Annotated in this window: 10 protein-coding genes; 5 read left to right on the top strand and 5 right to left on the bottom strand. The window is 66.9% G+C overall.

Going from position 1 to position 13,887, the window contains the following annotated elements; all coding sequences use genetic code 11:
- Window positions 1-473 precede the first annotated feature (473 nt).
- Window positions 474-1,736, top strand: coding sequence for a group II intron reverse transcriptase/maturase (gene ltrA / locus EDC02_RS04010; RefSeq protein WP_123600782.1), 1,263 nt, complete (start codon window positions 474-476; stop codon window positions 1,734-1,736).
- A 164-nt stretch (window positions 1,737-1,900) separates the two neighbouring features.
- On the opposite strand, the gene EDC02_RS04015 is transcribed toward ltrA, so the two are convergent.
- The 3 genes from EDC02_RS04015 to EDC02_RS04025 are packed head-to-tail and all read right to left on the bottom strand — an operon-like array spanning window position 1,901 to window position 5,786.
- A complete protein-coding gene (locus EDC02_RS04015) occupies window positions 1,901-3,910 on the bottom strand; it encodes a hypothetical protein (protein WP_123600783.1) in 2,010 nt (669 codons plus the stop codon).
- A complete protein-coding gene (locus tag EDC02_RS04020; protein WP_123600784.1) occupies window positions 3,907-5,058 on the bottom strand; it encodes a 5'-methylthioadenosine/S-adenosylhomocysteine nucleosidase in 1,152 nt (383 codons plus the stop codon). The genes EDC02_RS04015 and EDC02_RS04020 overlap by 4 nt, the downstream gene beginning before the upstream one ends.
- Window positions 5,055-5,786 (bottom strand): NUDIX domain-containing protein, encoded by a 732-nt coding sequence (locus EDC02_RS04025; protein WP_123604479.1) that lies wholly within the window; start codon window positions 5,784-5,786, stop codon window positions 5,055-5,057. Before EDC02_RS04025 ends, EDC02_RS04020 begins: the two co-directional genes overlap by 4 nt.
- A gap of 992 nt (window positions 5,787-6,778) precedes the next feature.
- On the opposite strand from EDC02_RS04025, the gene EDC02_RS04035 reads away from it, so the two are divergent.
- Window positions 6,779-8,350: a nucleotidyl transferase AbiEii/AbiGii toxin family protein gene (locus EDC02_RS04035; RefSeq protein WP_123600786.1), complete on the top strand. Its 1,572-nt coding sequence runs from the start codon at window positions 6,779-6,781 to the stop codon at window positions 8,348-8,350.
- A gap of 133 nt (window positions 8,351-8,483) precedes the next feature.
- Here EDC02_RS04035 and EDC02_RS04040 read toward each other — a convergent pair whose 3' ends face one another.
- Both EDC02_RS04040 and EDC02_RS04045 read right to left on the bottom strand, forming a co-directional pair.
- The gene (locus tag EDC02_RS04040) at window positions 8,484-11,642 is read right to left on the bottom strand and encodes a WD40 repeat domain-containing protein (RefSeq protein ID WP_148083322.1); all 3,159 of its coding nucleotides are present in this window, start codon (window positions 11,640-11,642) and stop codon (window positions 8,484-8,486) included.
- A 431-nt stretch (window positions 11,643-12,073) separates the two neighbouring features.
- Window positions 12,074-12,370, bottom strand: a complete 297-nt coding sequence (locus EDC02_RS04045) for a hypothetical protein (protein WP_123600788.1) — start codon at window positions 12,368-12,370, stop codon at window positions 12,074-12,076.
- Between the two features lie 76 nt (window positions 12,371-12,446).
- Here EDC02_RS04045 and EDC02_RS04050 point away from each other — a divergent pair, with 76 nt between their 5' ends.
- From EDC02_RS04050 to EDC02_RS42645, 3 genes are all read left to right on the top strand, one after another.
- Window positions 12,447-12,740, top strand: a complete 294-nt coding sequence (locus tag EDC02_RS04050) for a transposase (protein WP_123600789.1) — start codon at window positions 12,447-12,449, stop codon at window positions 12,738-12,740.
- Window positions 12,741-12,745: 5 nt separating this feature from the next.
- Window positions 12,746-13,351 carry an IS3 family transposase gene (locus EDC02_RS04055; protein ID WP_199757494.1) on the top strand — a complete coding sequence of 202 codons (606 nt, stop codon included), beginning with the start codon at window positions 12,746-12,748 and terminating at the stop codon, window positions 13,349-13,351.
- A 74-nt stretch (window positions 13,352-13,425) separates the two neighbouring features.
- Window positions 13,426-13,884 carry an IS630 family transposase gene (locus EDC02_RS42645; protein WP_148083323.1) on the top strand — a complete coding sequence of 153 codons (459 nt, stop codon included), beginning with the start codon at window positions 13,426-13,428 and terminating at the stop codon, window positions 13,882-13,884.
- The last annotated feature ends 3 nt before the right edge of the window (window positions 13,885-13,887 follow it).

The following is a 13,887-nucleotide window of genomic DNA, read 5'->3' on the forward strand; positions in this document are numbered from 1 at the left end:
CCACCTCATGCTGCATTAGCTGAAGACTGTTGTGGTGAACGATGGGGAAAAGGCATCCATTCGAGATGTCAGGTGGGGGTCGGGAAGGCGAGCGAAAGCGAATCGCTGATGACGTGTCGAAAATTAGAAGGCGACATCGAAACCGGGGTGTCAATGCGATCCCGGGATGAGTCTGGCGGGGACCAGTTTACTGGCCAGGCGGTGTCCGGCATACAGGCGACGCGAGCCCGACCTGCGGCTTTCGTGCGGAACGGGAGAAGGCGTGTGAGGAAACTACCCGCCGCTGCTGGGGCGGGTGAGAGGGAGCGTTCCGGGCGGCCCGAAGCCGTGAGGAACTGAGTACCGTTGCCGATCGCGCTGGCGGACCGACTCGTAGTAGTGGCGAAGCTCCTGTAATAGGGGTGGAGCGAAGGGGTCGGGTCGTTCGTGACTGGTTTACTCGATCAACCAGCCTTGTGGTTGGGAGGAGTCGCGTGGATGAGTTGAAAGCACTGGGCAAGCCGTTCATGATTTCGAAGCGGGCTGTCTGGGAGGCGTACGAGAAGGTGAAAGCGAACAAGGGTGCCCCGGGCGTGGATGCGGTGTCCCTGGCGGACTTCGAGCAGGATCTGAAGAACAATCTGTACAAGATCTGGAATCGAATGTCGTCGGGAACATACTTTCCGCCTCCGGTGCGTGCGGTGGAAATTCCCAGGACTGGGGGAGGCGTCCGGGTTTTAGGCGTGCCCACGGTCGCGGACCGGATCGCGCAGACGGTGGCAGCGCGGGAGCTGGAAGCGCGGGTCGAACCGATCTTCCACCCTGACTCGTATGGCTACCGGCCTGGGCGGTCGGCGGTCGACGCGGTAGCTGTTTGCCGTAGGCGGTGCTGGCAGAACGACTGGGTGATCGATCTGGACATCCGGAAGTTCTTCGACACGGTTCCGTGGGAACTGCTACTAAAAGCAGTCACCGCGCATACTGATAAGCCCTGGGTTCTGTTGTATGTGGGACGCTGGTTGAAGGCGCCACTGCAACTACCCGACGGCGTGCTACAGGAAAGAGATCGTGGTACCCCGCAAGGGTCCGCGATTTCACCGGTCCTGGCTAATCTGTTTCTCCATTACGCGTTCGACGCGTGGATGGCCAAGGTGTTCCCGGTCGTCCGGTTCGAGCGTTACGTGGATGACGTGGTCGTGCACTGCGTCAGTGAACGGCAAGCTAAATACGTGCTGGCCGAGATCACGAAACGGATGACTGGGGTTGGGCTTGCTCTACACCCGGAGAAGACCCGGATCGTCTACTGTCAGGACGACAACCGGCGTGCAGATTCATCCGAGCACACCGAGTTCGTTTTCCTCGGCTACAGCTTCCGGAGACGCTCCGCGCGAACAAAGGAAGGAGCGATGTTCCTGTCGTTCCTGCCGGCGATCAGTAGCCAGGCCCTGAAGAAGATCAGTGCCCAGGTGCGGTCCTGGCGGCTGCACCATCGCACATGCCTAACCGAAGCGGACCTCGCCGATTGGATGAACCCGATCGTACGGGGTTGGATGGACTATTACGGGGCGTTCTACCGATCGGCCCTGTATCCCCTCCTGGAACGTATCAACGCCTACCTGCTGCGGTGGGTCCGTCGAAAGTACAAACGGTTGCGGGGCAAGAGGAAAGCCCGGTCGGCATGGAACAGAGCCGTTCAGAAACGCCCGAGGGCTTTCGCCCACTGGGCGTGGGTCACCCACGCTCCCACGGTCTGGTGACCAGAGCGACAAGAGCCGTATAACGGGCGACTGTTACGTACGGTTCTGTGAGGGCCCGGGGGTGAGATTCCCCCGGGCTACTCGGCGGAATTCCATGTACTACGGGTGCGGTGATCGAGCCTGAGTGCTGGCCGTGACCCCTGAAGTGGCCAGCGCCGCGTGGGTCAGTCCTCCATCGCCGCGACGAGCCGTCGTAGGCCGGCGCGTTCCCGGCGGTTTTCTTGGATGATCCACTCCTTGCCTTCGGCGGCGATGCCTTCCAGTACATGCAGGGTGCGATCGAGGCCCGAGGCGTCGAGGGAGACCTGGGAGGCGATGCGGTCGTCGTCGCCGAGCTCCGGCATGCCTGGCCACTCACCATTGATCGTCAGCTCGTCCCGGGGATTGTTCGTCAGGGTCAGGGAGAGCTTTTTCTCGCCGTTGCGGGCATCGACGACGTGTGCCGCCACGACCGAGTTGTACTGGTATGTGAGGCGCTGCTGATCGCCAAATCCAGCTGCCTCGAAGTCGAGGGTGACTGTGACCTGGCGTACACCGTCCTTGGTGAGCAGGAAGAGGAGAAGTTTGTATCGCGAGTAGCGCCATGGTCCTTTGCTGACTCGGGCCCGCTTGCACCCGGGCACGGGTGCCTCGATGAAGGCGTGCGCTATCACGTCCTGCGCGGCCAAGCGGTAATGCCGCAGCGTGTCCTGGACCAGGATCTTGCGATCGCAGTCGAGCCAGTGCGCCATCTCCGCGTCGGTCGGCTTCGATTCCAACTTGCGTACCCACCTGTCGTACGCGGCGCACCGGTCCTCATAGTCGTGCCGGACCCGGACCAGGTCGTCACGGTAGCGGTGGCGCTCGAGAAGGATGGCATGCCAGCCCTGGATGGCGAGGCGAGCCCCGGCCACGACGCCGATCGTCGCGATCGCCGTCGTGAACGGTGCTTCGACGAGTGCCTGCCACAGGAGAAGTGGCCCGGCAATGACCAGGGCGAACAGGGCGGCGCCGAAGGCGGCCCAGGTCGAGGGCGGTACTCGCGAGTTGTCGGGATCCGTCGTGAGCTCACCGCTGAGCCACAGCCGTTTGACGTCGCTGGCGAGGAATCTCACTAGCCAGGCGAGCCGCTTGGCGTCGACCGATTGCTCTCGGTACAGCTCGACCAGCTCGTTGCGCAGGGACTGCCGGATGCCCGCCGTCTCCGCCAGCCACGTCTCCCGGGCCAGACCCTGCGGCAGGTAACGTCCGAAGTAGCGGTCGAACAGGGAGTCCATCGCTGAGGCGAACCGGTCGGACTGTGCGGGAACACGCTGAGGTGTGAAGGTGAGACGCTGGCGGGCCATCCGCCGTCGATGCTGAGCCAGTCTGATCGTGAATCCCGCCCGGACCGTCACGACGGCGGCTCCAAGAGCCATCATCAGGTAGCCGGCCGAGCGGGGCCACGAGTGCGCCAAAGCGTAGTTGATCACCAATAGGCCCGTGACGAGGAGCAGCGCCGAGCCGCCGATGGCGCGCAGGAAGTCCGCCGCGTCGGTGCGGAGCGGGGGCGGCGGAACCGGCCGAGGACGTACCGGCTTGGGCTGGAAGAACTTCCAGACGCGCTGCGCCCGGTCCTTGGCCGTCCTGTCGCGCCGCGCGGCCGCGAACGTCTTCTCCCAGGTCCAGTCCTGGTGCGGGCCGGCTAGGAAGACCTCGAGATGGTTGAGGATGCTTTCCTGTAGGGACGGGTCGAGCGACTCGAACTCCTTGACCACCGCACCGATCTCGGCCGGGTCGGGAGTCTCCGCCGTGGTCTGCGGCAGCGAGTCCAGCAGCGAGCCGACGACATTGATGCCCCGAGCCCAGGGATCTTCGGAGCGTTGTGTCGCCCAACGGCGCACCTGTGCCAACTGTGCGAGTTCCTGGTCCGTCAGGCTCTGCACGGTACGGCCGCTCAGCAGTGCGAGCGCCAGGTAGAAATAGGCGCGGGAGTACTTGTAGCCCCGGGCGACCGCTTTCATGATCAGCTCCCTCGCCTTGGACGGCGCGCTAATCTCCAGGTAGTGGAGGCCGACCTCGAACTGCCGCTCAGGCGGGTCGTCCTCGCTGACGTGGTACCCGCCTTCGATGTGGACCCATTGGGCCTGGAACCCGACCCGGGCATCGCCGTCGGCGACGTTGATGAACGCCTTCTCCTGCGGTCCGGCGCTCATGACAGGGCCCGCAGAGCCGCTATGAGCCCCGCGACCCGCGTGGCGAGATCCGTCCAGTCCAGCAGCAGGCCGCGCAGCTTCCGCAGGGCGGTGGTCGCACGACTGCGTGCCTCGTCGTCGGCCGGAGGAACCTCTGCGGCGGCGGCATCCATCTCCTGCTCCGCAGCGCGGTACGTGACCGTGTCCACGTCACCCGCCTCATGGCACTTACGGAGCGCGGCGCGCAAGTCTGCGAGCTGGTCGTGGAATGTCTCCCTGCCGGGGCCGCCCGGCGCGCCGTAGACGGTCGCGTGGTGAACGGTATGTGCCTGAAATCCGACGTGGGCGTTGCCCTTGGCGACGTTTCTGACAGAGCCGGACATCGACGCATCACCTGCTTCTTTCCGAGGACGGCGAGGGGAAGAGCCATACTGCGCCCCGAGCTCCTGAGCGAGCGCGAGGGCGAAGGCCGCGGCGTTGGCGGCGGCACGCGGCTGCCAGTTCTCGCCGTCGGTGTGGACCTTGGTCCCGTCGGCACGGTCGCTGATACCGCGGACGACGACGGCCGGCAGAGAGCGGTTCAGGTGGGCGGCCTGGGCGACCCCGGCGGACTCCATCTCCACCGCCAACGCATCGTTGTAGTGATCACGGATAAGCGTCGCCTCGGGCGAGGACGCCGAATCGAGGACGACCTCTCCAGCGGCGATCGGGCCGAACCGCACCTGGGGCACTCCTCCGGCGAGGCCCCGTGCCCAGCGCCGCTCCCGCTCAAGGTGCCGGGCGAGCTGATCACAGACATGGGGGATCTCCCACACACGAGGTCGAGTGCGGAACGCGTCGCTCTCACTGGTGCCGCCGTGATAGGCGTACACGTGGGTGGCCACGACGACGTCGCCGAGGCCGACGGAGGGCCAGAGCGCCCCGGCCACACCGGCGAAGATGACCGCTTCCGGATCGAACTCGGTCATGGCGCGCTCGGCGATGACGGCGGAGGGGTGGTTGCCCTTGCCGACAAGGCCGAGAATGATCTCACAGGAGCCTCCGGTCACTGTGCCACGTTCGAATCGCGTGCCCATCGGATGTACGTGGGGTTCGACTTTCGTGAGACGTTCGCGGACTGCGTTGTACTCGAGGTCCAGTGCGGTGAGCACGACCACGGGTCTGGTCATCTCTCATTTCCTCCGGGTGTGACGGCCGAAGCTGTGCGGATCATGGGTGGGTAGAGGTTCTGGCACGGACCAGCGCGGTAGACGCGGGCCGGGCGACCGGTGCCCGTGGCGCGCGGCGGGCCGGCGGGGACCACGAAGCCCTTCGTGCCCTGGACCTTGCGGTAGAAGTTGCGAGGGTCGAGCGGCGTGCCCCAGACGGCCTCGTAGACCTGCTGCAGCTCCGTGAGGGTGAAGACCTCCGGGCAGAAAGCCGTCGCGAGCCCTGTGTGCTCCAACTTGGAACGGGCACGCTCCACCCCATCGACGACGATGCGTAGGTGGTCGAAGGCAAGCGGTACCCGCGCGGCAAGTACGTCATCGGCGGGCGTCCACTCGGCGGCTGCGGCGTCGGTTCCGGCGATGGGTTCGGGAAGGCGCGGCACGACGGCGAGGTGGGCGACGGAGACTACGCGTCCACGAGGGTCACGGTCGGGGTCGCCGTATGTACCGAGCTGCTCCAGGTGCGGGATGTCGGTGAGCCCCGCCTCCTCCCGCAGCTCCCGGCGGGCAGCGCTGAGGATGTCCTCGCGCTCATCGGCGAGGAATCCACCAGGCAGCGCCGCCTGCCCAGCGAACGGCTCGACGCCGCGCCGCACGAGAAGCAGGTGTAGACGGCCATCGCGCAGGGTGAGGATCACGAGATCGACGGTGAGCAGGATCCGGGGTGGTTCCCATATGTCATCGGGCACCACTCGACCATAGCTTTTTGTCGACATGACAAGAAGTCATCCGAGCTGTCGCGTCGCCGACACTCGAAGTAGCGGCTTGATCATCAAGAAGTGAGTCCGACAGCTGGCAACGCCGCCTCAATCAGTGCGTCGTCGACACGTGGTGGCGGTGTGAGTGCTCCCGCCGGTCGAGGTGTTTGCACTGGTCAGGTGTGGTGATTCGCCTGGGTGGGGGAGCGTTCCGCGATGTTCGTCGGGGTGATCGGGAAGTCGCGGGTGCGGTGCTCCCGGCTGCCCTGCCTGGCGGGTTGGATCATGGGGTGCGGCGGCCGGGCGTGAACGGCGTCGAACGGATGTCAACGGCGCTCAAGGGACTCGCCGTGACCTGCCAAAACCGCGTTTGGGCAGGTCGCGGCCGCTGTCCGGGCAATGTTGACACGGAAGAGGTCACTGGTTCAAACCCAGTATCGCCCACCAGATATACATGTACGTCACGAGGCCCGTTGTCGGACATCCGGTAACGGGCCTGCTGCTGTCCCGGCCCTCACCTGGGGATCGGGGCCGCGCCCCAGGGGTAACAGCTTCCGTCGACCGGTTGTCCTGCTCCACGGGGCTTGGCTTGGGCGACCTCGGGGAGAGGCGGGTCAGGTGGGGCGGCGCGGTCGACTCGTGCGAAAGATCGACATGAAGATGGGCCGCACCGCCCCGGGTCGTCGCGCGCCTAGACCCGGAGAAGGGCGTTACGCAGCTGCTCGCCGCCGCCGATGGTCGCCCGTCCGGGTACGCCGTCGAGGTCGCCCTGGCCGCTGCCGGGTACGAGACCTCCACCGGAGGCCAATCTCAGCTACAGCTTCCGGGATGTCTGTTCGCCGTTGAGGTGCGGCACCCTGGGCGTCGGGCCGGGCGCGGCTGTCTGCAGCCGCTGGCGACGGTGCGACTCTACGGCGCGACGCCGCCGGTGCTGGTCCCGGAACGCGTTGGGCCGTCCGGTGGGCGTGCCATAGACTGCGCCGGTGCTGGATGTGGCGGGGGACTTCGAGATCCACATTACGGTGTACGCCCATCAGGCCGAGAAGTTGTCCGCGTTCGCTGCGCAGCACGGCCTGAAGTTCGTCCACATCGAACTCGACCGTGGCAGGTTCACGTCTCAACCGATGATCACCCTGACCGGGCAAGGGACCCTGGTCGAACAGCGTGCGTCGGTGCAGCGTTGGCAGCGCGATCTGCGTGAGGCGGGCGTGTACCCGTGCCGTTCGAAGATCGAGGCGGCGCCGTGGTGCGTCGGCGTACCGCAGTCGGATGAACAGGCGGTGGCCGAGCCGCCGGGCCGGTACTTTGAGCATCACGTCAAACTGCTGCTGACCAGGACGACGGTGGCGGATCTGGCGGCTATCACTGACCTTGTCGTGCCGTACGGGGCGCGGCTGTCACGTAACGCTCGTCGGGAGACGGCGGACGGTGCCCAGGAACGGTTCGTCAACCAGCGGTGCCACGGTGTCGGCCTCATTACGGCCAAGCAGCGGTTGGATGAGCTGCTCCAGGCGTTGAACGCTGCCGGACACGAGATTGTCAGGGTGGAGCAGGAGTACGTGGTGTTCGACAGCGACCTCCACCACGACCAGGGCTGGCTGGACCTGCCGACGCGGACTGCGAGCGGTTGGGTCCAGGCGCGTGAGGCCGAGATGCGATCTGCTCCGGCGGGTTCCCCGGGTTTCCCACCGACGTACCTGCCCGTACCGGCCAGTTCGACTGTCCGTCAGAGGGCGGTGTTCGACCCGGCACTCAAGCAGTACCCGAATGCCTACCGCACCGCTGAACCGGATTTCGCGGTGGACAGTGTCGGTCTGCGGTGGGCTGATGCCCGGCGTGCTGCGATGAACCACGTCCTGACGGCTATCGCGACAACGTCAGCGGGTGGCTGTCTGGTGCTGCGGGGGAGCGTCACCATGGCCGCCTGGTTCGGTGATGATGCCCGTGAGCCTCGCGATCTCGACTTCGTCGTCACCCCGCACACCGTCACCAGCGACAGTGCCGATGCCCGCGTGTTGCTCGACGACATCAGGAGCGCTCTCCGAGCGGACCCGGGTCCGGGGCTGCGACCAGAGCGGATCGCCGAGTCGGAGATCTGGACCTACGAACGTGCCGACGGACGCCGCCTCGTCGTTCCGTTCGTCGCGCCGGGGTTACCAGATGGTGAGGTGCAGATCGACGTCGTCTTCGGTGAGCAACTGCCCTGCCCGCCGGAAGCGGTGGCGCTTCCCGGGGTGGGCAAGCCGATCCTGGCCGCGTCCGCCTCCCTGTCGCTGGCGTGGAAGCTGCTCTGGTTGGCTACCGACATGTGGCCCCAAGGCAAGGACCTGTACGACGCGGTCCTGCTCGCCGAACACACCACCGTCGACCAGCATCTGGTCCGGCGGCTCATGAGGCCGGAGCTTGGCGTCGAAGCGGACACCTTCACGGCCGAGACGGTGCTGTCCTGGCAAGTCGACTGGACCAACTTCACCGATGAGTACCCCGCGATCACCGGCACCGCCGAGCAATGGACCAGGCGACTGGCTCTGGCACTCGAACAAGCCTGGACCTGATTCAGCAGCATGAAGCCTCGGAGGACGTACCACCGGATCCATGATCCCCGCCGGCCGAGGTGTTTGCGCTGTTCAGGTGCGGTGATCCGGGCGTGCAGCTGTTGGATCCGACGCGCGGGCGACCGTGGCTCGGTCAGCGGATCGCCCTGCCGGAGACCGCGCTCCAGATCTGTGGTGCAGTGTCCTCGAAGCCGTATCCGGCGACGATCGGTTCCCCGGCGACGACCGTCGCCGCGAGGGAGTACAGCCGCACCTCGGCGATGGGGTTCGGCGGGATCGCCTCACCGGTGCGGGGATCCCATCCCCGCAGGGTCCCGGCGCAGGAGCTGAAGACGACGGGCTGCCCCCGGTGCACCAACGAGGTAACCGCGTCCGCGTACTGCGAGTCGCCGCACTCGTGGTCGCGGAACGTCGGGCCGAGCCGCTCGCCGGTGGCGAGGTCACGCACCTGGAGACCGCGCTCCGGTTCCTCCGCCTCATCGTCGGGGTCGGAGTAGATGTCCTCGGTGAACACCGCTGCGGCTCGACCGTCCACCAAGGCCACCGCGAAGGCGGGGTGATCCTCCGCCAGGCACCCGTGGGTCGGCCCGACCCGCTGGCGGGTCTGCACGTCCCACGCCCACACGCCGCAGCCGCCCGGGGTGTCGACCACGGCATCCCTGATCAACGTCGCGGCGACGAACCTTCCGTCGACCACCGTCAGCTCCTGACGAACCAGGTACCAGTACCTGGCGAGCCGCTGCGTCTCGCCGTACGGTTCGCCGGTGCCGAGATCCCAGCAGCGGAACACGGTGAGGGGATTGGCGCTGTCGAAGAATTCGCTGTCGAATTCAACCTCGGACGAGATGCCGAAGGCGTCCTCGTCCTGGTCCTCCTCGATGCCGACGCCGATGTCGTCGCGGTGGTCCTCGTCGCTGCCGCCGGCCAGGACGAGGACGCGTCCGTCGTGCCCGGCCACGGACAGCTCGTGGACGGGGCCGGCGAACCGACCCAGCGGCGGCAGCCGTTCACCGCTGGCGGCGTCCCAGCGCAGGATTTCGCCGCTCTTGTCGCCGGCCACGACGACGCTGCGGCCGCCGGCCTCGGCCAGGGCCACACAGGTGATCGGAGCGGGGTGCGGGGTGCCCACGGTGAGCGGCTCACCGGTGAGCCGCCCCGTGGCCGCGTCCCACCGCAGCAGGCTCCCGTCCAGGCTGCCGGTGACGAAGACGGCCCGGCCGGCGACCGTTCCGGCGGCGATGCACGTGATCTCCAAGCGGTGTCCGGTCGGGGTCGGCGGGTCGTTGAGGAACCACAGCACCGGCCCGTCCGCGGCGTGTTGCCGTACCGCCCGGGCCGCCAGCGCCGGCCGCCCGTCCCAGTCGGTGACCACCACGGCATGGACCGCGTACCTACCGGCGTTGTTTATCTCCTCACCCCATCGACCGGTCTGCGGGTCGTGGACCCAGTCGGGGTTGTGTCTGACCAGGTACGGCTCGCCCAGCGGCGCTCCGCTCGCCAGGTCCCAGACCCGGGCGGTGCCGTCATGACCGCCGGTGGCGCAGACGGCGCGGGCGCCGACCCGGCCGATGCCGACGGCGGACACCGGTCCCGGATGGCCGGTGACAATGCACAGGTCGTCGCCGGTGGCCGCGTCCCACACCCGTACGCCCCGGCCCTCCTCGGCGGTCGCCACGACCGTCCGCCCGGCGACCGTTCCCACCGTGAGCGCGGTGACCTGGGTCCGATGCCGATCCTCACGGACCTCACCACTGGCCGGATCCCAGCGGATCAGGGGCTCGTCGGAGCTGGGGGCGAGCAGCACCAGCAGGCTATCGCCGACGGCGACGCAGGTCAGGTGCCCGTAGGTTCCGGCGACGGTCAGCGGCGTGCCGATCGGTGCCCAGGTGGCGAGGTCCCACAGCCGGACCCGCTGGTAGTAGGTGTCGCCCTTCCAGAACGCGTCACCGACGACCACCACTGTGCGGCCCGACCACCGGGCGGCCGCCAGGTGCGTCACGTTCTCGGTGTCGGGCAGGGGCCTGCGCGCCAGCGGTGTGCCGCTCACCGCGTCCCAGAGCCAGACCAGCCCGTCGGAGCCGCCGCCGACCAGCAACGGCCGCGAGTCGACCTCGGTCACGACCATCGGCCCGCTGGCGTCGCAGCCGTGGTAGAGGCTGGGGGACTGCACTCCCGTCGTGAGGTCGAACTGGCGCACGCCACCGTCGACGGCACCGGTGACCACGGTCGGCCTGCCTGCGGCGGCAGCGAGGACAACATGGCTGGCGTTGGACCCGAACCGGCCGACCAGTTCCGGTGCGCCGGCGGACGGGACGGTCCACACCAGCACTGGCGAGGAGTACGAGTTGTTGTAGTCCTTTGACACGACCGTGGTGTGTCCGTCGAGCTCCGTCACGAGCATCGACGCCACGTGGAGCCCGTCGACCACCGCAACCGGCGCCGGTTCGCCAGTGTCCGGGGCGAAAGCCCGCACGCTCCCTGAGTCGGTCTGGGCGAACACGGTCAGCCGACCCGCCACCGGCCCCAACCACACCTCCCAGAAGGGGTCGTCGGTCGGCGGCTCCAGGGGCGGTCCGACCGGCTCCCCGGTGCGGGCGGACCACACCCGCACACGTCCCTTTTTCAACGTCGCCACCAGGAGCCGGTCGTCGACCGTCGTCGCCGCTATCCGGAACGGCTCGTCATCGCCGAACACCGGCCCGACCGGCGAGCCGGTCTCGGGCTCGCACACGCACAGCCCGGACCCGGCAGCCTCCACCGTGACGATGCGCCCGGCGAACGTGACCAGGGCATAAATGGCGGTCTGCGCGGGCGGCCCGTCGACCAACCGGGCACGGACCGTGGCGTCCTTCGCGTCGCCGTACGCGTGCGTGCGTTCACCGGTGTCCGGATCCCACACGGTGAGCATCATCGCGGCATCCGGGCCCCACGCGCTGTCGTTGCCGGCCACGAACACGGCCGCCCGCCCCTGGTGGTCGCCGATCGCGAGGGCGGTCACCCTCCCGTCGGTGCGTAACACCTCACCGACCGGGGCGCCGGACACTCCGTCGCGGACCCAGACCGTACCCAGGCGGTCGCCGGACACCACGACGTCCCTGCCATGCAGACGACCGGCGGCCAGGGCGGTGACCTCCCAGCGATGCCGGCCCGAGCGGTCCCGGCCGGCCCGACCGGTCACCGGGTCGAGGAGTTGCCGGCCCTCGACCAGGTCAAGTCGACCGTCCCGGCCGGTCAGCAACTCGACCCAGCCGTGCGCGAAGGTGCGATGCGGCCCCGTTCGCGGACTGGCCATCCACTGGGATTCCTCGACCACCGACACCGCCTCCTGTTCTCGGGTTCGGTGATCAACCTACGGCTGCCGAATGCCCGGCACCATCGCGGACCCGAAGGTCGAATGTTCTTGCCAGACCCGGCAACGGTTCGGGCGGTACGGGTCCCCTCCCGGTCGGGTCAACGGTGGCGATCGGCTGACGGAGGTGCCACTCTGTGCCGGTCTGCTCGCGTCACCACGCTGCTTCTCTGGGTGGGGTGCGGCCAAGGTACGGCGGAACCGGCAATAGGTGGTGGCGCCGAGTCTCGGACCTGCTGCTGCGCGTCACGCAGGCCGGTCTGGTCGGAGAGAGCTACCCACGGACGGGTGGCCGGGTTCCTGGCAGCGAATCCGCCGACGCCGCCCGGCCCGGCGACAACACCCCCGGATGATCCGTACAACAGGGGGGTCAGTCATACCGAGCCGGGGCGACCGGGCAGTCCCCGGCTGGGCGTGTCGGGAGGTCGCGCATCGAGAATCTCGGTCAGATTGGTCATGGAGTCTTCGTTGACGAGAGTTCTCGCTGCGTCGGCGAAGGCTTTCCTGCCGATCCGGACCCTGATCTCATATAGCTCCTCGGCATTCTCCCGGAAGGACTCGCCTTGGGCGGAACGTTTGCTCAGCGCGACGATCTGGTGCCTGATCGCCTCGACGTAGCGGCCCTGCCGAGCCCGGAGGATACCGATGCCGGTGTGCGCGAGAGCGGACACACCTGAGGTGCCCCGAGGATTCCGGACAGGGAGCCAATAAGGTTACCCTGTTAGGAAAGTCGAGGGAAGAAGCGCGATGGCACGCATAAGCTCATACACCCCAGAGTTCCGTGAACAAGCAGTGCAACTCGTTCTACAGTCGAACAAGCCAGTGTCGCAGGTTGCCCGGGAGATCGACGTTCATCCGGAGACGCTGCGTTCCTGGGTCCGCCAGTACCGGCGGGAAAACAGCGGCGCCCAGAACAGCCCACAGATCGGCATCGACGAGCGCGCTCGACTGAAGGAACTCGAACGCCGCAACCGGGAACTCGAAATGGAGAACAGCTTCCTGAAAAAAGCCGCGGCGTACTTCGCGAAGGACCCTCGGTAACGAGCTTGTACGAGTTCATCGAGACGATGCGACTCGACACCGCGAAGTACGCCTACCCCGTCGACTTCATGTGCGAACAACTCGGCGTGTCCAGGTCCGGATACTACGAATGGCGAACCCGCCCCGACTCCGCGACCGCCACCCGCCGCGCCCACCTTCGATCGGCCATCGAGGAGGTGTTCGCCGCGTCTGACGGCACCTACGGGCATCGACGTGTCCACGCGCAACTGCGGCGCCAGGGCGTGTCCGCCGGGCCGGAACTCGTCCGCCAGCTGATGCGCGAGCTCGGGCTCGTGCCGTGCCAGCCCCGCCCGAGGCGGTGGGGACTCACCCAGTCGTCGTCCGGCACGGTGCCTGACCTCGTCGGCCGGGAGTTCACCGCCGACGCGCCTGGGGAGAAGCTCGTCGGCGACATCACGTACATCCCGACCGGCGAGGGGTGGCTGTATCTGGCGACCGTCATCGACTGCTGCACGAAGGAAGTCATCGGATACGCGATGGACGACCACTACCAGACGCCGTTGATCTCCCGCGCCATCCGTAACGCCGCCCGGAATCGCGAACTCAGAAAGAACGCCATCTTTCATTCGGACCGGGGCAGCAACTACTAACCAGTTCATAACTTACTGGAGTCAAAAGAGTGTCAGGTATTGCGGCAAGCCCTGATCTGTGATCTCCTGATTTGGTGTCGAGGAAAGATGAAAAGCGGATTCCAAGGGCTGAGCTGGAACAGACTCGGCAGATCGCTTTGCGTATGGCCGAGAACGGAGCGAGCGTTGCGCAGATAGCGGCGGCGCTGGACTGTGGCCGGTCTACGGTGTTCGGATGGATTGCAGCTTACCGTGATCGCGGGCCCGAAGCCTTGGCCGTGAGATCGGGGACAGGTAGACCACCGAAACTCTCGGGAATTCAAGAAGCGCGACTGTATGCTCTTCTGAAGAAGAACCCGCAACAGCTGGAGTTTGACTTTGGGCTGTGGACCCGCAAGATCGTGGCCGACCTTATAGAGCGAGAATTCGGTGTGTCGCTATCCCTTCCCTCGGTTGGGCGGCTGCTACACCGAATGGGAATGTCTCCCCAGCGCCCGCTAGTGCGCGCCTACGAGCAGAACCCAGATCTAGTGCAGCCCCGCAGAAGTTCTTGACGG

Source organism: Micromonospora sp. Llam0, assembly GCF_003751085.1.
Lineage (GTDB): Bacteria > Actinomycetota > Actinomycetes > Mycobacteriales > Micromonosporaceae > Micromonospora_E.

Excerpts from the sequence above, each read along its gene's own strand:
- EDC02_RS04015 (WP_123600783.1), bottom strand. The coding sequence starts at position 3,910 with ATGAGCGCCGGACCGCAGGAGAAGGCGTTCATCAACGTCGCCGACGGC.
- EDC02_RS04020 (WP_123600784.1), bottom strand. The coding sequence starts at position 5,058 with ATGACCAGACCCGTGGTCGTGCTCACCGCACTGGACCTCGAGTACAAC.
- EDC02_RS04040 (WP_148083322.1), bottom strand. The coding sequence starts at position 11,642 with ATGGCCAGTCCGCGAACGGGGCCGCATCGCACCTTCGCGCACGGCTGG.
- EDC02_RS04050 (WP_123600789.1), top strand. The coding sequence starts at position 12,447 with ATGGCACGCATAAGCTCATACACCCCAGAGTTCCGTGAACAAGCAGTG.